The sequence below is a fragment of the Streptomyces cyaneochromogenes genome (assembly GCF_003963535.1).
GTDB lineage: Bacteria > Actinomycetota > Actinomycetes > Streptomycetales > Streptomycetaceae > Streptomyces > Streptomyces shaanxiensis.
This window is the reverse complement of the sequence record NZ_CP034539.1, coordinates 7,711,388-7,729,996: the sequence shown is the minus strand read 5'-3', so window position 1 is coordinate 7,729,996 and position 18,609 is coordinate 7,711,388. Positions and strand designations below refer to the sequence as shown.

Annotated in this window: 6 protein-coding genes; 3 read left to right on the top strand and 3 right to left on the bottom strand. The window is 73.9% G+C overall.

Going from position 1 to position 18,609, the window contains the following annotated elements; all coding sequences use genetic code 11:
- The first annotated feature begins 49 nt into the window (after positions 1–49).
- The gene (locus EJ357_RS35195) at positions 50–637 is read left to right on the top strand and encodes an NADPH-dependent FMN reductase (RefSeq protein WP_126395717.1); all 588 of its coding nucleotides are present in this window, start codon (positions 50–52) and stop codon (positions 635–637) included.
- An 89-nt stretch (positions 638–726) separates the two neighbouring features.
- Positions 727–2,325, top strand: a complete 1,599-nt coding sequence (locus EJ357_RS35190) for an MFS transporter (RefSeq protein ID WP_126395716.1) — start codon at positions 727–729, stop codon at positions 2,323–2,325.
- Between the two features lie 518 nt (positions 2,326–2,843).
- Here EJ357_RS35190 and EJ357_RS35185 read toward each other — a convergent pair.
- The 3 genes from EJ357_RS35185 to EJ357_RS35175 form a co-directional block, all read right to left on the bottom strand.
- Positions 2,844–3,260, bottom strand: coding sequence for a YybH family protein (locus tag EJ357_RS35185; RefSeq protein ID WP_126395715.1), 417 nt, complete (start codon positions 3,258–3,260; stop codon positions 2,844–2,846).
- Entirely contained in the window at positions 3,257–3,961 is a 705-nt protein-coding gene (locus EJ357_RS35180; protein WP_175647626.1) for a DUF2306 domain-containing protein, read from the bottom strand. The genes EJ357_RS35185 and EJ357_RS35180 overlap by 4 nt, the downstream gene beginning before the upstream one ends.
- Positions 3,962–4,118: 157 nt before the next feature.
- On the bottom strand, positions 4,119–4,532 hold the full coding sequence (locus tag EJ357_RS35175) for a YybH family protein (protein WP_126395713.1): 414 nt from the start codon (positions 4,530–4,532) through the stop codon (positions 4,119–4,121).
- A 298-nt stretch (positions 4,533–4,830) separates the two neighbouring features.
- Here EJ357_RS35175 and EJ357_RS35170 point away from each other — a divergent pair, with 298 nt between their 5' ends.
- Entirely contained in the window at positions 4,831–18,606 is a 13,776-nt protein-coding gene (locus tag EJ357_RS35170; protein ID WP_126395712.1) for a type I polyketide synthase, read from the top strand.
- Positions 18,607–18,609: the final 3 nt, after the last annotated feature.

Below are 18,609 nucleotides of genomic sequence, written 5' to 3'. Positions count from 1 at the left end.
GAACACGTCCACCACCGTCGGCACCGCCGACCCGGCGCAGGAGCATCCGATGTCCGACAACAGCCCTCTGCGGTTGGCGATCATCATCGGCAGTACGCGCCGGGGTCGCTTCGGTCCCACCGCGGCCCGGTGGTTCACCGGGCACGCCCGCCGGCGCAGGGACTTCGACGTCGACCTGATCGACCTGGCCGACACGAACCTGCCCGACACGCTCGGTGACGAGTGCGAGGAGCTGCCCCGTCCCGTGGCGGAGCTGGCTCCTCGGCTCGCGGCCGCCGACGCCTTCGTCGTCGTGACCCCGGAGTACAACCGCAGCTTCCCGGCACCGCTCAAGACCGCCATCGACTGGTACCTGGACGAGTGGAAGGCCAAGCCGGTCGCGTTCCTGTCCTACGGCGGTCCGTCCGGCGGGCTGCACGCCACCGAGCAACTGCGCAGCGCCTTCACCGAGGTCCACGCGGTCGCGATCCGCGACGGCATCAGCATCCCCAACTACTGGGACGAGTTCGACGCCGACGGCCACTGGCCCAAGACGTCCACGCATTTCACGGCCGCCGTCAAGACGACGCTCGACCAGCTCACCTGGTGGGCGCGCGTCCTGCACGACGCCCGCGACAGCCGTCCGTACGAGTCCTGACCCCCGGGGCGCCCAGCCGGTGCCCCGCCCCCGTCCCCTGCCCCGGACCACCGGGGCGCAACGACCCACGAACCATGGAGGGTTCCCCCATGACGACAGATACCCAGGCCTCCGCGGACCTCAGGGCCGGCCCACGGGAGTGGCTCGGGCTCTTCGTGCTCACGCTCCCCACGATCCTGCTGGCCCTCGACGCGACCGTGCTGAACCTCGCGGTCCCGCACATCAGCGCGGACCTCAAGCCGAGCAGCACCGAACTGCTGTGGACCGTCGACATCTACGGCTTCATGATCGCCGGTTTCCTGGTGACCGCGGGCACGCTCGGTGACCGGATCGGCCGGCGCAAGCTGCTGATGATCGGCGCGCTCGGCTTCGGTCTCGCCTCGGTCCTCGCCGCGACGGCCACCAGCCCGGAGATGCTGATCGCGGCCCGCGCGCTGCTCGGTATCACCGGTGCCACGCTGATGCCGTCGACGCTGGCGCTGATCAGCAACATGTTCCAGGACCCCCGTCAGCGCGGCGTCGCCATCAGTGTGTGGGTGACCTGCTTCTCGGTCGGTATCGCCGTCGGTCCGGTGCTGGGCGGTGCGCTGCTGGAGTGGTTCTGGTGGGGTTCGGTGTTCCTGCTCGCCGTGCCGGTGATGGTGGTGCTCCTGGTGGCGACGCCGCTGCTGCTCCCCGAGTACAAGGACACCGACGCGGGCCGCATCGACCTGGCCAGCGTGGCGCTGTCCCTGGTCACGGTGCTGCCGGTGATCTACGGCATCAAGCGCCTGGCCGAGCACGGGGTCGACGGCGTCGCGATCGGCACTCTCCTGGTCGGTGTGGTCTTCGGCGTGGTCTTCGTGCAGCGTCAGCGCAAGCTGGCCGACCCGCTGCTGGACCTGCGGCTGTTCAAGAACCGGGCGTTCACCGCGGCGCTGCTGGTGCTGCTGCTCGGCCTCGGCCTCATGGGCGGGCTGTACCTGTTCATCACGCAGTACCTCCAGCTGGTGGCGGGCCAGTCGCCGATCAAGGCGGGCCTGTGGCTGCTGCCCGCGGCCGGCGCGCTGATCGTGGCGTCGTCGCTGACGCCGGCGATCGCCGCCAAGGTGCGACCCGGGTTCGTCGTCGGCGGTGCGCTGTTCCTCTCGGTGCTGGGGTACGCCCTGATCGCCATGGTCGACAGCGTCGACGGGCTGCCGCTGCTGGTGACCGGCTTCGTGCTCATCTACACCGGCATCAGCCCGATGATGGTGCTCGGCACGGACCTGGTCGTCGGCTCGGCGCCGCCGGAGAAGGCCGGTTCGGCCGCGGCGATGTCGGAGACGGCCATGGAGTTCGGCATCGGGCTGGGCATCGCCGGGCTGGGCAGTGTCGTGACCGCCGTGTACCGGGACGAGATCGGCGGTGCCCTGCCGCAGGACCTCCCGGCGTCGGTCGAGAGCACGGTGCGCGACACCCTCGCGGGCGCCGACGCCGTGTCCGGCTCGGTGAGCCCCGAGCTCCTGGACCAGGCCCGGGAGGCGTTCACCAACGGCCTGAACCTCGCGAGCGGTCTCGCGGGGGCGATCGTCGCGGTGGTGGCCATCGCCGCGATGGTGCTGCTGCGGCACGTCCCGGCGGGCGGCGACGAGGAGGCCCCCGACGCCGACGAGACCGGCGCGATCCCGGCGCCGGCGGAACCGGCGACCGCCGGGGAAGGGCGCTGAGGCTCGGCGCGAGGAAGTTCGCGGGGCGGCCCGGTCGATCGATTCGACCGGGCCGCCCCGCACGTGTGTGGTGGGGGTTCGCGCACGCGCACGCGCCCGCGGTGAATCGGTGGGTGGCGTGCCGGGCTCGGGTGAGAATGTGGCCCTGGTCCGGGGCCACATGTGCCGACTCGGATGACCGAGCCGTGGGCGTTGGGTGCCGATGTCCGTGCCCGACTCGTACCGGTGCAGGGCGCCCCCTACGGCAAGCTCCAAGGGCGGCCCCACAGGTTCCGGTGCCGTGGGCGAGGTGGGGCGGGCTCCGTGGGGCCCTCCTCGTGCCGCAGCCCATGTGGGTGCCTGTCAGGGGCAGTTGGGCTGCGGGGTCCGGAAGCCGCGGGGTGCGCGGTAGGCCCCGTGCGGCCGGTCCCGCGGCCGTACGGTGGGTGCGCCCGCTCTCGTAGGGCGCGCGGATACGACGACGGCCCCCGGCCGGGCGGTGGGGACCGCTCGGTCGGGGGCCGTGATCGGCTCAGGGGCTAGGCGGCCGCGGTCGGCTGCTCCAGCGGGATGGGCCGGTCGATGGCCATGAGCCACTTGCCGTCCTCGCCGCGCCGCAGGACGTCGGTGCAGGTGCCGCGGAGTTCCTCGCGGCCGCCGTCCGGCGTCGGCACCTCCAACTGGTAGTCCACGACGATGAGCTGGACGTCCCCGGCCGTGTACGAGTGGCGCAGGGTCGCCTTGAGCGACGGCTTCAGCGCGAGCATCTCCGTGATCTTCGCCTTGCGCGCCGCACCGGTCAGGGGCGAGCCCGACAGGTTCGAGATCGCGTCGTCGCGGTACAGCCGGTCGAAGACTGCTCCGTCGTAGGAATTGAAGGCCAGGAGGAAGACCTCGTTCTGCTGGTCGGGGTCGGCCGTGAGTTCCAGGTTGTACAGGTCGGTCTCGGTGCTCATGACGGGCTCCCTCTCTCCGGGGCGGGGGTGGGGGTCTGGTCGTTGTCACGGTGGGACGCGGCGGCCGCGGTCCTGCGCCGGGCGGCCCGTGCCTTGTGCTTGGCGCCGGCGCCTCGCTCGGTGAGCCACCACTCGGCGATCAGGAGGGTGGTGATCCACGCGGGCCAGTCGGCGTTGCCGATCAGGGCGTCGTTCCAGGCGTCCATCACGGCCGGATCGGCCGAGGCGGGTTCCGGCAGGACGGTGGCCATGAGCAGCAGCAGGTAGACGCGGCTGAGTACGATCGCCATGGTCAGCGCGAAGCTGCGGACCATCCACCGGCGGTGGTCACCCCATCTGCGCTGTCTGGCGGTGCGATAACCCGCGATCGCGGTGATCAGCCACAGCGACGACAGCATGAGGCTGCTCATGCGCATGGTCAGGCCGCTCGGACTGGTGGCGCCGAGGACGAGCCCCAGTACGCCGGCCGGGAGGACCCCGGCGAAGACGTACAGCCGCCCGCTGACGCGGTGGACCGCGGGGTGGGCCTGCCGGAGCCAGGGCCAGATCTGGAGGCAGCAGGTGACGATGGCCACCGACCCGAACAGGATGTGCGCCACCAGCAGGGGGTAGTGGAACGTGAAGTTCTCCGGCTGTGGGACGCGGGACCGGCGGGGGTCGAAGGTCAGGTAGCGCGGCAGCGACAGTACGAGGAAGACCACGCAGACCAACGCGAGCGGTCCGATCCAGGGGCGCTGCCACCACCGCCGTTCCGCCGTCCCTCTCTGCCGGGGCCCACCCGTGGCCGGGGGCGACGCCCGTGGTGTTGACGAGGGCCGCGGTGACGAGGGCGGGGAATCGGTCGCTTTCACCACCGAGTCACTCGGCAATATCGTTCCGCGGATCGCCGTACGGATCGTCGATGGCATAGCGCCAATTACCGTCGGCACCGCGACGCAGAACGTCGGTGGCGAGTCCGCCGAAGGACTCCCGCTTTCCTTCCTCGCCGTCGATCTCCATGTTCCAGTCGACGGACAGCAGAGCGGTGTCGCCCGTGACGTGCGACTCACGGATTTTCGCGCTCAACCGGGGGTGCAGCTTGAGGAATTCCGCGAGATTCGTCCTGCGCTCCTCCCCCTGCAGCGGCTTTCCGGGCTCCCACACGGACACCGCTTCCTCGGTGTAGAGCTGGTTGATGGCGTCGGCGTCACCCGAGTTGAAGGTGCGGACGTAGAAGGCGAGATGCTCTTCCACACCGCCCGCGTGCACGACGGCATCGGTCTTCCCTGCCATGACTGAAACCTCCTACGGCACAGGCCTGCTGTGGTTTTCCAGGACATCTCGGCAGGTGGCCGAGCAAATCCGCGACCAACGTAGCCGGGGCCTTCCATCCGTGGGTAACAAAGCGTCCACAAGGCCGCCTCACGTGCCGGGTTATCGGCACGTTACCGCTCACTGATCGCCGGTATTCGGCCTGTTGCTACGTTCGTTGACACGGTCACCAATTCCACGTTTCCAGGCGCGTGTTGAACAAGCGCACGCGTCTGGACCACGCCGCGGGTCCGGCGGCGACGAAAGGGCGGACAAGCAGATGGCGAGTGAGCACCGGCCGGTGGCGGCGGATTCCTACGCGGAGAACGACGGGGCGGTAGCGGTCGTCGGAATGTCGTGCCGACTGCCGATGGCCGCGACTCCCGAGGAATTCTGGGAACTGCTCCGTGAGGGCCGCAGCGCCGTCACGGACGTGCCGGCCGGCCGCTGGGACGCGCACTCGGCAGAGGCCGCGACCGACGCGCCCCGACTGCCGTCGCGCGGCGGATTCATCGACGGGGTCGGCGACTTCGACGCGGCCTTCTTCGGCATCTCGCCCCGCGAGGCGGTCTCCATGGACCCCCAGCAGCGGCTCGTACTGGAGCTCGCCTGGGAGGCGCTGGAGGACGCGGGGATCGTGCCGGCGACGCTGCGCGGCAGCCGTACGGCGGTCTTCGTGGGGACCTTGCGGGACGACTACACGAACCTGGTCTACCAGCACGGTACGGACGCGATCACCCAGCACACGATGGCCGGGGTGAACCGGGGCGTCATCGCCAACCGTGTCTCGTACTACCTGGGTCTGCACGGGCCGAGCCTGACCGTGGACTCCGCCCAGTCGTCCTCCCTCGTCGCCGTCCACCTCGCCTGCGAGAGCCTGCGGTCGGGTGAGTCCTCGATGGCCGTCGCCGCCGGTGTGAACCTGAACGTCCTCGCCGAGAACGCGGTCACCGAGGAGCGCTTCGGCGGTCTGTCGCCCGACGGCCTCAGCTACACGTTCGACGCCCGGGCGAACGGCTTCGTGCCGGGTGAGGGCGGCGGTGTGCTGATCCTCAAGCCGCTGGCCGCGGCCCTCGCCGACGGCGACCGCGTACACGGCGTGATCCGCGGCAGCGCGGTGAACAACGACGGCTCGACCGCCGGTCTGACCGTCCCCAGCCAGGACGCGCAGGAACACGTGCTGCGGTCCGCCTACCGCAAGGCGTCGGTCGACCCGTCGACGACGCAGTACGTGGAGCTGCACGGGACCGGCACTCCGGTCGGCGACCCCATCGAGGCCGCTGCGCTCGGAGCGGCGCTCGGCGCCGGGCGCGGCGCGCAGGACGCGTTGCTGGTCGGCTCGGCGAAGACCAACGTCGGGCACCTGGAGGGCGCGGCGGGCATCGTCGGCATGCTCAAGGTGCTGCTGAGCCTGCGTCACCGGGCCCTGCCGGCCAGCCTGAACTTCGAGACCCCCAACCCCCGTATTCCGCTGGGCGAGCTGGGTCTGTCCGTCCAGCGGGAGCTGACGCCCTGGCCCCACGAGGACCGGGAGCTGGTGGCGGGCGTGAGCTCCTTCGGCATGGGTGGCACCAACTGCCACGTCGTGCTGTCGGAGGCTCCCCGCACCGCGGAGGGGCGGGAGGCGACCGCCGCCCCGTCGGGCACCTCGGCCGCCCCCGGTGTACTGCCGTGGGTGCTCTCGGGACGCGGCCCGCAGGCGCTGCGCGCCCAGGCCGGGCGACTGGACACGTTCCTGTCCGACGGCTCGCCGACCGCCACCTCCGACGGCTCGCCGACCTCCGCCGACGTGGGCTGGTCCCTGCTGTCGTCCCGGACCATGTTCCCGCACCGGGCCGTCCTGCTCGGCGGTGACGGGGAGTTGCGGGCCGGGCTGCAGGCCCTGGCGGACGGGATGCCCGCCCCCGGTGTCGTCACCGGCTCGGTCCAGCCGGGCGGGCTCGGTGTGCTGTTCACGGGACAGGGCTCGCAGCGGGCCGGCATGGGCCGGGAACTGTACGAGGCCTTCCCCGTCTTCGCGCGCGCCTTCGACGACATGTGCGCCCTGCTGGACCCGCTGCTGGAGCGCCCGCTGGCCGAGGTGATCCGCTCCGGCGACGGCCTGGACCGCACCGGGTGGACCCAGCCCGCGCTGTTCGCGCTGGAGGTGGCGCTGTACCGGCTGGTGGAGTCCTGGGGTGTGCGCCCGGACTTCGTGGCCGGGCACTCGGTCGGCGAGGTGGCCGCGGCCCATGTGGCCGGGACCCTGTCGGCGCAGGACGCGGCGCGCCTGGTCGCGGCCAGGGGCCGGCTGATGGAGGCGCTTGCGGAAGGCGGCGCCATGGTCGCCGTCCAGGCCTCGGAGGCCGACGTGCTGGAGCTGCTGGCTCCGTACGCGGACCGTGCCGGGATCGGCGCGGTCAACGGTCCGCGGGCGACCGTGGTCTCGGGAGCCGAGGACGCCGTGCTGGCGGTGGCCGGGCAGGCGTCCGAACGGGGATGGCGCACCAAGCGGCTGACGGTCAGTCACGCGTTCCACTCGCCGCTCATGGAGCCGATGCTGGACGACTTCCGCCGGGTGGTGGAGACGCTCGCGTTCGAGGTCCCGCGCGTCCCGGTGGTGTCCACCGTGACCGGCCGGGTCGCACAGGGCGGTCAGTGGTGCTCGCCCGAGTACTGGGTGGACCAGGTTCGCCGTCCGGTCCGGTTCATGGAGGCGGTGCGCGCCCTCGAGGCAGCGGGCGTGGGCACGTTCCTGGAGCTGGGGCCGGACGGGGTCTGCGCGGCCATGGCCGCCGAGTCCGTGCTCGACCCGGAGGCGGTCGCGGCGGTCCCGGCGCTGCGCGGCGGCCGGTCCGAGCCGCAGTCACTGCTGACCGCGCTCGCCTCGGTCTTCGTACGCGGTACGGAGGTGGACTGGGCGTCGGCGTACGCGGGCACCGGCGCCCGCCGCACCGATCTGCCCACGTACGCCTTCCAGCGGGAGACGTACTGGATCGACGGCACCCGGCGGGCCGCACAGGCCCGTTCGGGCGCGGCGGCCCCCGCCTCATCCGCCCCAAAACCCCCTGCGCGGCGTCCCGTCGTCCCGGCCGGCGGGCTCGGTGAACGGATCGCCGCCCTGCCGGCGGCCGAGCGGCTGCGCACGGTGACCGAGCTGGTCTCGGCGCACACGGCGGCCGTCCTGGAGTACGGGCCGCAGGACGACGTCGGCCTGCGGGCCGCGTTCAAGGACCTCGGCTTCGACTCGCTGATGGCCGTGGAACTGCGTAACGCCCTCGCCGCGGCCACCGGTCTGACGCTGCCCAGCGGTCTGCTGTTCGCCCACCCGACACCGGCCGCGCTGGCCGGGCACCTGCTGGCGGAGCTGACCGGCGCGGGCGAGACCGGCGACGAGCGTTCGGCACCGGCGACGGCCGGGGAGCCGATCGCCATCGTGGGCATGGCCTGCCGCTACCCCGGTGGCGTCGACTCCCCCGAGGCCCTGTGGAAGCTCGTGTCCGAGGCGGGCGACGCGATCTCGGGCTTCCCCGAGGACCGCGGCTGGGCCGAGGACCTGTTCGACCCCGAGCTGCGCGAGCCGGGCCGGAGCGCGGTCGACGCGGGCGGCTTCCTGCGCGACGCCGGCGGCTTCGACGCGGGCTTCTTCGGCATCGCGCCGCGCGAGGCCCTGGCCATGGACCCGCAGCAGCGGCTGCTGCTGGAGACCGCCTGGGAGGCCGTCGAGGGGGCGGGCATCGACCCGACCTCCTTGCAGGGCAGCCGTACCGGCGTGTTCGTCGGCGGAACGGCCCTCGAGTACGGCCCGCGCATGCACTCCGCGCCGGCGAACGTCCAGGGGCACGTCCTGACCGGCACCACCGCGAGCGTGATGTCCGGCCGGGTCGCCTACCAACTGGGGCTGATCGGCCCGGCGGTGACCGTCGACACGGCGTGCTCCTCGTCCCTGGTGGCCCTGCACATGGCCGTACGGTCGCTGCGCTCGGGCGAGACCAACCTGGCCCTGGCGGGCGGTGTCACCGTGATGTCGACCCCCGGCATGTTCGTCGAGTTCTCCCGGCAGCACGGGCTGGCCCCGGACGGCCGGAGCAAGTCCTTCGCCGCGTCGGCCGACGGCACGTCGTGGGCCGAGGGCGTCGGCCTGCTGCTCGTCGAGCGGCTGTCGGACGCGCGCCGCAACGGCCACGAGGTGCTCGCGGTCATCCGCGGCACCGCCGTCAACCAGGACGGTGCCTCCAACGGGCTGACCGCGCCGAGCGGGCTGTCCCAGCAGCGGGTGATCCGCGAGGCCCTCGAGGACGCGGGGCTGCGCGCCGACGCCGTGGACGCGGTGGAGGCCCACGGCACCGGCACCCGGCTCGGCGACCCCATCGAGGCCGAGGCGCTGCTCGCCACGTACGGGCGAGACCGTGGCGGTCCGCAGCCGCTGTACCTCGGCTCGCTCAAGTCCAACATCGGCCACACGCAGGCCGCGGCGGGCGTCGGCGGCATCGTCAAGATGGTCCAGGCGATGCGGCACGGAGTCCTGCCCAGGACGCTGCACGTGGACGAGCCCACGCCGCACGTCGACTGGTCCTCCGGGGCGGTGGAGCTGCTCGCCGAGGAGCGGGAGTGGCCGCGTACCGGCCGGCCCCGCCGGGCCGCGGTCTCGTCGTTCGGGATCAGCGGTACCAACGCGCACGTCGTGCTCGAACAGGCCGCGGAGGCGGAGGTTCCGGTACCCGCCGTCACGGCCGCGCCGACGACGACGGTGCCGTGGGTGATCTCCGCCCACGACGACACGGCGCTGCGCGCGCAGGCCGCCCGGCTGCGCGACCACGTCGCCGGCCACCCGGGGCTGCCGGTCTCCGACGTCGGCCGCTCACTGGCCGCCCGTACCGTCTTCGACCGGCGTGCGGCGGTGACGGGCACGGACACCGCCGGGTTCCTGGCGGGCCTCGACGCGCTGGCCCGTGGCGAGCAGGCACCCAACGTGGTGCGCGGCGACGCCGGGCGGGCCGGCCGGACGGCCTTCCTGTTCACCGGTCAGGGCGCCCAGTACCCCGGCATGGGAAGGGAGTTGTACGCCTCCCATCCGGTGTTCGCGCGGGCCCTGGACGAGGTGGCCGCCGCCCTGGACGGGCATCTGGAGCGTCCTGTGCTGCAGGTGATGTTCGCCGCGGACGGCTCGGAGGACGCCGAGCTGCTGCACCTGACGTCGTACACGCAGCCCGCCCTGTTCGCCGTCGAGGTGGCGCTGTTCCGGCTGCTGGAGCACCACGGGTTCGTCCCCGACCGGCTGGCGGGCCACTCGGTCGGCGAGCTGGCCGCCGCGCACGTGGCCGGTGTGCTGTCCCTGCCCGACGCCGCCGCGCTCGTCGCCGCGCGGGGCCGGCTGATGCAGTCCGCGCGGCCCGGCGGTGCCATGATCGCGGTGCAGGCCGACGAGGCCGAGGTGGCCCGGACGTCGGCCGCTCACGGCGGCGCCCTCGCCGTCGCGGCGGTCAACGGACCCGCCGCGGTCGTGGTGTCCGGCGACGCGGAGGCCGCGGAGCAGGTCGCGGCCCACTGGCGGGAGCAGGGGCGCAGGACGCGCCGGCTGCGCGTCAGCCACGCCTTCCACTCACCGCACATGGACGGTGTCCTCGAGGAGTTCCGCGCGGTCGCCTCCGAGCTGGAGTTCCGGTCGCCCGCGATCCCGATCGTCTCGACCGTGACCGGCGCCCTCGCCTCCGACGACGAGCTGCGGTCCCCCGCCTACTGGGCGGGCCAGATCCGCGGCACCGTGCGCTTCCTCGACGCGGTCCGCACACTGGAGGCCGAGGGGGTCACCACGTTCGTCGAGGTCGGGCCCGACGCCGTGCTCACCGCGATGGCGCAGGCCTCCTTCACCACGGAGCGCGCCACGGCCGTCCCGCTGCTGCGTTCCGGGCGTCCCGAGGCGGAGGTCCTCACCTCGGGGATCGCCCAGGCCCATGTGGCGGGAGCCGCGGCGGACATCGCGTCGTTCTTCCCCGGCGCCTCGCGGACCGCCCTGCCCACGTACGCCTTCCAGCACGAGCGCTACTGGTTCGTGCCCGAGGAGCGCACCGACGGGCGCGGGCTCGGCCTGACGGTCTCCGAGCACCCGTTGCTCGCCACGTCGGTCGAACTCGCCGACCGGGACGAGCGGATCCTCACCGGCGTGCTCTCCCCAGGGCGGCACCCGTGGCTGGCCGACCACGCCGTCGGCGGCAGTGTCCTGGTGCCCGCCACCGCCTTCCTCGAACTGGCCGTGGCCGCCGGCCAGGAGGTGGGGTTCGGGCGGGTCGAGGAACTGGCCCTGGAGACCCCGCTGTTCCTGGGCGAGCGCCGGGGCACCCGGGTCCAGGTCACCCTGGGCGCTCCCGACGCCTCGGGCCTGCGGGCGTTCGCCGTGCACTCCCGTGCGGAGGGCGACGACGAGCCGGCCCCGTGGACCCGGCACGCGTCCGGCACCCTGGCCGAACCGGCGTCCGCGCCCGCCCCCGAGGATCTGGCCGCCTGGCCGCCGGCGGACGCCGTCGCCGAGCCCCTGACGGACGTGTACGAGCGGCTGGCGCACCTGGGCTACGCGTACGGCCCCGCTTTCCAGGGGCTGCGGGGCCTGTGGCGCCGGGGCGACGAGATCTACGCGGAGCTGCGCCTGCCCGACGAGCAGCGCGACTTCGCCGGCCGGTTCGCGATCCACCCCGCGCTGCTGGACGCGGCGCTGCACCCGCTGGTGCTCGACGCGGCCCGCGGCGCCGGCGACGCGCGGGAGATCCGCCTGCCCTTCGCCTGGGACGGGACGACCGTGCACGCCGTGGGCGCGACCGAGCTGCGGGCCCGTATCGCTCCGGCCGGACCCGACGGTTACACGCTGACGCTCGCCGACGGCACGGGGGCGCCCGTCGCCACGGTCGAACGGCTGTCGCTGCGGCCCGTCCCCAGGGACCGGCTCGTCCCCGCCGGGGACTCCGTCGGCGACGCGCTGTTCACGGTCGAGTGGCCCGTCGTCGGCACCCCCGCCGAAACCGGGCCGAGTCCGGTCGAAGCGGCCGGTGACGAACTGCCCGACCCCGCGGGCGCCGACGCCGTCGTCGTCAGGTTCGCGCCCGCGGCGGGCGGCGGCCACAGCGCCGAGGCCGCGCACGAGGCCGCGCGGCGGGCTCTGCGCATCGCCCGCGGCTGGCTGTCGGACCCCCGGTACGCCGACACCCGGCTGGTGTTCGTGACGCACGGCGCCGTCGCGGTACGCCCCGGCGAGCGGGTCGAGGACCTGGACGCCGCGCCGGTGTGGGGCCTGGTCCGGTCCCTGCAGTCCGAGCACCCCGACCGGGTGGTCCTCGTCGACCTCGACGACTCGGGCGAGCCGCTGCTGCCCGCCGCCCTCGCCGCCGGGGAGCCGCAGGTGGCCGTCCGCGACGGGGCGCTGCACGTGCCTCGGCTGGCGCGGGCGACGCGTACGGACGCGGCACCGCGGCGCGCCCTCGACCCGGACGGCACGGTGCTGGTCACCGGCGGCACCGGTGGCCTCGGCGGGCTGCTGGCCCGCCATCTGGTGGCCCGGCACGGGGTGCGGCATCTGCTGCTGACCAGCCGGCGCGGCCCGGACACGCCGGGCGTCGAAGCCCTGTGCGCCGAACTCGTCGAGCTGGGCGCCCAGGTGACCGTCGTGGCCGCGGACGCTGCCGACCGCGCGGCGCTCGCCGACGTGCTGGGCTGCGTCCCGGCCGAACGTCCGCTGGTCGCGGTGGTGCACACCGCGGGCGTCCTCGACGACGCCACCGTGGAGTCGCTCACCGAGGAGCAGCTCGACGCCGTGCTGCGGCCCAAGGTCGACGCCGCGTGGAACCTGCACGAGCTGACGCTGGACAAGGACCTCGCCGCGTTCGTCCTCTTCTCCTCCGTCTCCGGTGTCACCGGCACCGCGGGACAGGCCAACTACGCCGCCGCCAACGTCTATCTGGACGCGCTCGCCGCCCGGCGGCGCGCCCTGGAGCTGCCCGCCACCTCGATGGCCTGGGGCCTGTGGGGCGGGGAGCACGGCATGGGCGGCACGCTGGGCGACGCCGACCTCGCGCGCTGGACCCGGGCGGGCATCTCGCCGCTGGCTCCGGAGCAGGGGCTGGAGCTGTTCGACGCCGCCCTCGCGGGCACGGACGTCCTCGCCGTCCCCGCGGCGTTCGACCTGGCGCGGCTGCGCGCCACCGGTTCCCTGCCGCCCGCGCTGCTGCGCGGCCTGGTCAAGCCCCGTCCGCGTACGGCCGCGGCGACCGGCGGCGCGGGTGCCGACGCGTCGTCCTGGGTCCGGCGGACCGCCGAGCTCGGCGACAAGGAGCGGCGCACCGCCGTCCTCGCGCTGGTCCGCTCGACGGTGGCCGGCGTGCTCGGGCACGCGGACAGCGAGGCCGTCGATCCGGACCGGGCGTTCAAGGAGGCGGGCTTCGACTCCCTGGCCGGAGTGGAGCTGCGCAACCGGCTCGGCACCGCGACCGGCCTGCGACTGCCCGCCACCGCGGTGTTCGACCACCCCTCGCCGACCGCCCTCGCGACGTACCTGTACGACCGGATCTCGGGCACCCGCCCGGCCGCGACGGCCGCGGTACGCGCCGCACGGTCGGCCGACGAGCCCATCGCCGTCATCGGCATGGCCTGCCGCTTCCCGGGTGGTGTGCGCTCGCCCGAGGAGCTGTGGCGGCTCGTGGCCGACGGCACCGACGCGATCAGCGAGTTCCCCGTCAACCGCGGCTGGGACCTGGAGGCGCTGTACGACCCCGACCCGGAGGTTCCCGGTACGTCGTACGTGCGTCACGGCGGGTTCCTGCACGACGCGGACCTCTTCGACCCCGCCTTCTTCGGCATGTCCCCGCGTGAGGCGACGGCGACCGATCCGCAGCAGCGGCTGCTGCTGGAGACCGCGTGGGAGACCTTCGAGAGCGCCGGTATCACCCCGGACTCGCTGCGCGGCAGCAACGCCGGTGTGTTCACGGGCGTGATGTACGACGACTACGCGTCGCGGCTCGCGGCCACGCCGGAGGAGTTCGAGGGCTTCCTGCTCGCCGGCAACCTGTCCAGCGTCGTCTCCGGCCGCCTCGCCTACACGTACGGCCTGGAGGGGCCTGCGCTCACCGTCGACACCGCGTGCTCGTCGTCGCTGGTGGCGCTGCACCTCGCGGCGAACGCCCTGCGCCAGGGGGAGTGCGACCTGGCCCTGGCCGGTGGCGTCACGGTCATGTCGGGGCCGAACACGTTCATCGAGTTCTCCCGCCAGCGGGGGCTCTCGCCGGACGGCCGGTGCCGTTCGTTCGCCGCCGGCGCGGCCGGCACGGGCTGGTCGGAGGGCGTCGGACTGCTCCTGGTGGAGCGGCTCTCCGACGCGCGGCGCAACGGCCACCAGGTGCTCGCGGTGCTGCGCGGCTCGGCGGTCAACCAGGACGGCGCCTCCAACGGCCTCACCGCCCCCAACGGCCCGTCCCAGGAGCAGGTGATCCGCCAGGCCCTCGCCAACGCGGGGCTCGCCCCCTCCGACGTGGACGCCGTGGAGGCACACGGCACCGGTACCACCCTCGGTGACCCGATCGAGGCGCAGGCCCTGCTGGCGACGTACGGCCAGGACCGGCCCGGCGACAGGCCCCTGTACCTGGGCTCGCTGAAGTCGAACATCGGCCACGCGCAGGCCGCCGCCGGTGTCGGCGGTGTCATCAAGATGATCGAGGCCATGCGGCACGGCACGCTGCCGAGGACGCTGCACGTCGACGAACCCTCGCCGCACGTGGACTGGGAGTCCGGGGCGGTCGCGCTGCTCGTCGAGGAGCGGGAGTGGACACGGGACGGGGAGCGGCCCCGCCGCGCCGGTGTGTCGTCGTTCGGCATCAGCGGCACCAACGCGCACGTCATCCTGGAGCAGGCACCGCAGGACACCGGGCCGGGCGACGCGGAACCCGCCGCGGCCGGCCCGGGGGGCGACGAGGTCGTACCCCTGATCGTCTCCGGCCGCGGCGAGAGCGCGCTGCGCGCCCAGGCCGAGCGACTGCACCGGCACCTCGTCGAGAATCCCGGGCTGCGCTCCGCCGACGTGGGTCTGTCGCTGGTGACCACGCGTTCCCCGCACGAGCACCGGGCCGCCGTCGTCGGCGACCGGGAGGAGCTGCGCGCCGGCCTGGAGGCGCTCGCGCGCGGCGAGTCGGCGCCCTCGGTGGTGCGGGCCCCGGGGACCCGGCGGGGCGGGACCGCGTTCCTGTTCACCGGGCAGGGCAGTCAGCGCCTGGGCATGGGCCGTGAACTGTACGAGACCCACCCGGTGTTCGCCGAGGCGCTGGACGCGGTGTGCGGGCACCTCGACCGCGAGCTGCCCCGGCCGCTCAAGGACGTGTTGTTCGCCGCGCCGGACTCCGCGGACGCGGAGCTGCTGGACCGGACCGTCTTCACCCAGGCCGCGCTGTTCGCCGTCGAGGTGGCGCTGTTCCGGCTGCTGGCCCACCACGGGGCGGCACCCGACTACCTGCTCGGGCACTCCATCGGCGAGGTCACCGCGGCGCACGTCGCGGGGGTGTTCGGCCTGGAGGACGCCTGTGCCCTGGTGGCCGCCCGCGGCCGGCTCATGCAGGCCGCCCGTACGGGCGGTGCGATGGCCGCGGTGCAGGCGAGCGAGGAGGAAGTCCTCCCCTCGCTCGAGGAGTTCGGTGGCGCGGTCGCCGTCGCCGGGATCAACGGGCCCCGGTCCGTCGTCGTCTCCGGCGACGAGAGCGCGGTGGAACGGATCGCCGCGCTCTGGCGGGAGCGTGGCCGCAAGACGAAGCGGCTGACCGTCAGCCACGCCTTCCACTCCCCCCACATGGACGAGGTGGTCGAGGAGTTCGCCTCGGTCGCCTCGGGCATCACCTTCCACTCCCCGGCGATCCCCGTCGTCTCCAACGTCACCGGGGAACTCGCCACGGACGAGCAGCTGCGGTCGCCGGACTACTGGGCGGGGCACATCCGCGCCGCCGTCCGGTTCCTGGACGGGGTCCGCTTCCTGGAGGCCGAGGGCGTGACCGACTTCGTGGAGGTCGGCCCCGACGGTGTGCTCACGGCCCTGGCCCAGGACTGCCTCACGCAGGAGGCGGCGGTACTGGCGCCGGTCCTGCGCTCCGGCCGGTCCGAGTCCCGTACCGTCGGCGCCGCGCTGGCGGTGCTCGGCCTGCGGGGCGCGGCGCTGGACTGGTCCGCGCTGTTCCCCGGCGCCCGCCGGGTGGCGCTGCCGACGTACGCCTTCCAGCACGAACGGCACTGGCTGGAGGCCCCGTCGGTGCCCGGTGACGCCGCCGGACTGGGGCTCGGCCCGACCGGGCACCCGCTGCTGGGCGCGGCCGTGGCGATGGCCGGGCGGGACGCCTTCCTGTTCACCGGAAGGGTGTCCCGTCACACCCACCCGTGGCTGTGGGACCACGCCGTGCACGGTGCGGCCCTGCTGCCGGGCACCGCCTTCGCGGACCTCGCGCTGCGCGCCGGGGAACAGGTCGGCTGCGCCGAGGTCGAGGACCTCACCCTCGCCGCACCGCTGCTGCTGCCCGAGCAGGGCGGAGTACGGCTCCAGGCGGTGCTCGGCGAGGCGGACGACGCCGGGCGGCGCACGCTGGAGGTCTTCTCCCGTGCGGGGGAGGACGATCTCGCCCCGTGGCTGCTGCACGCGACCGGCCGGGTGGCTCCGGCGTCCGCCGAGGAGGCGGTGCCCGACCTGGGCGCCTGGCCGCCCGCCGGGGCGACGGAGGCCGACCTGGAAGGCGTGTACGAGCGGCTGGCCGAGCACGGTTACGCGTACGGGCCCGCCTTCCAGGGTCTGCGCCGGGTCTGGCACACGGACACGGAACTCTTCGCCGAGGTGGCGCTCGCGGAGTCCCGGCACGCGGACGCCGCACGTTTCGTCCTGCACCCGGCGCTCCTGGACGCCGCACTGCACCCGCTGCTGCCCGGGGTGACCGGCGACGACCGTCCCGCGGTGCTGCCCTTCGCCTGGTCCGGCGTCACCGTGCGAGCCACCGGCGCCACCGTGCTGCGGGTCCGACTGTCCCTGAACGGGACGGAGTCCGCCGCGCTGACGGTCGCCGACGGTCTGGGCGCGCCAGTCGCCTCGGTGGCCGAACTGGCGCTGCGGCCGCTGTCCGAGGAAGCGCTGCGGACGGCTGCGGACGCCCACCGCGAGGGCCTGCTGGAGGTGCGGTGGAACGAGGCCGGCACGGTGCGCGGCGTGGACGCCGCAAGCTGCGCGGTGCTGGGCGAGGGACCGGCCGGCGGGCTCGACGCCCTGCCTCGCTACGCGGACCTCGCCGCGCTCGTGGCGGCGGTCGAGGGCGGGGCGGCGGTACCGGACGTGGTGCTGACCGTTCCCGAACCGCCCCGGGAGAGCGACGCGGATCTGCCCGCCCGCATCCACGAGACCACCCGGCACCACCTCGAACTGGCCCAGGCCTGGCTGGCCGACGAACGGTTCGCCCAGTCCCGCCTCGTCATCGTCACCCACGGCGCCGTCGCCGCAGGACAGGAGGACGTCACCGACCTCGCCCACAGCACCCTGTGGGGCCTGCTCCGCTCCGCGGACAGCGAGAACCCCGGCCGCTTCGGCCTCGTCGACCTCGACGGGGACAGCGAGTCCGACACGGGGCTGGTCATCGCGGCCGCGGCGAGCGAGCCGCAGGCTGCCCTGCGCAAGGGCCGGATCCTGGTGCCGCGGTTCGCCCGGGCTGCGTCCGGGCCCACGGACACCGGGCAGCATGCACCGCGCTGGGACGAGGGCACCGTACTGATCACCGGTGCGACCGGTGCGCTGGGCCGGATCCTGGCCCGCCGACTGGCGGACCGGCACGGTGTCCGGCACCTGCTGCTGCTCAGCCGACGCGGCGCCGACGCACCCGGCGCGAACGAACTGCGCGACGAACTCGCCGAGTCGGGAGTCACCGCGACCTTCGCAGCCTGCGACGCCGCCGACCGCGAGGCGTTGGCCTCCGCCCTGGCATCCGTCCCGGCCGACCACCCACTCACGGCGGTCGTCCACACCGCCGGCATCGTGGACGACGGCCTCCTCACCGGCCTGACGACCGAACGCCTACAGGCCGTACTGCGGCCCAAGGTCGACGCCGCCTGGAACCTCCACGAACTCACCCGCGACCTCGACCTGTCCGCCTTCGTCCTCTACTCGTCCATCGCAGGCCTCCTCGGCACGGCAGGACAGGCCAACTACGCGGCCGGCAACACCTTCCTGGACGCCCTGGCCCACCACCGCACCGCCCACGGACTGCCCGCCACCTCCCTCGCCTGGGGCCTGTGGAGCGGTGAGCACGGCGGTATGGGTGGCTCGCTGTCCGACGCCGACCTCAAGCGGCTGGCCCGCAGCGGCCTGAAGGCGCTGGCGCCGGACGAGGCGATGGACCTGTTCGACGCAGCGCCGTACACGGACCGGGCGGTACTGGCCGTCAGCGGCCTCGATCTGGACGCGCTGCGGTCGAGCGGCGAGGAGCCGCCCGTCCTCTTCCGCGACCTGGTGCGCCGGCCCGTGGCGCGCGGCACCGCCGCACGCGGCGGGGAGCAGTCCGGGCCGTCGCTGGCGCAACGCCTCGCCGGTCTCGCGGAGGCCGAGCGGGTGCGGCTGCTCGTCGATCTGGTGCGGGCCCGGGTGGCCGACGTGCTCGGCCACGCCGACCAGAGTGCCATCGGCGCCGACCGGGCCTTCCAGGAGCTGGGCTTCGACTCGCTCACCGCGGTCGAACTGCGCAACCGGCTCGGCGAGGCCACCGGACTGCGCCTGCCCACCACCCTGGTCTTCGACCACCCCACCCCGACCGCCATCGCCGCGTATCTGCGCGACCAACTCGTCGTGGCGGACGACGGTCCGGCCGAGGAAGCCCTCGCCGGTCTGGACCGGATCGAGGGGCTGATCCGGTCGGCGGCGTCCGACGGGACGCCCGACGACATCGCGCAGGACCGGATCGGCACCCGCCTGCGCCAACTGCTGCAACTCATCGAGAAGACGGACCGCACCACACGGGAGGAGCTGGGTGATGACGATCTCGAATCCGCCTCGGACGAGGACCTGTTCGCCCTCGTCGACGAACTCGACTGACCG

Excerpts from the sequence above, each read along its gene's own strand:
- EJ357_RS35175 (WP_126395713.1), bottom strand. The coding sequence starts at position 4,532 with ATGGCAGGGAAGACCGATGCCGTCGTGCACGCGGGCGGTGTGGAAGAG.
- EJ357_RS35195 (WP_126395717.1), top strand. The coding sequence starts at position 50 with ATGTCCGACAACAGCCCTCTGCGGTTGGCGATCATCATCGGCAGTACG.
- EJ357_RS35185 (WP_126395715.1), bottom strand. The coding sequence starts at position 3,260 with ATGAGCACCGAGACCGACCTGTACAACCTGGAACTCACGGCCGACCCC.
- EJ357_RS35170 (WP_126395712.1), top strand. The coding sequence starts at position 4,831 with ATGGCGAGTGAGCACCGGCCGGTGGCGGCGGATTCCTACGCGGAGAAC.
- EJ357_RS35190 (WP_126395716.1), top strand. The coding sequence starts at position 727 with ATGACGACAGATACCCAGGCCTCCGCGGACCTCAGGGCCGGCCCACGG.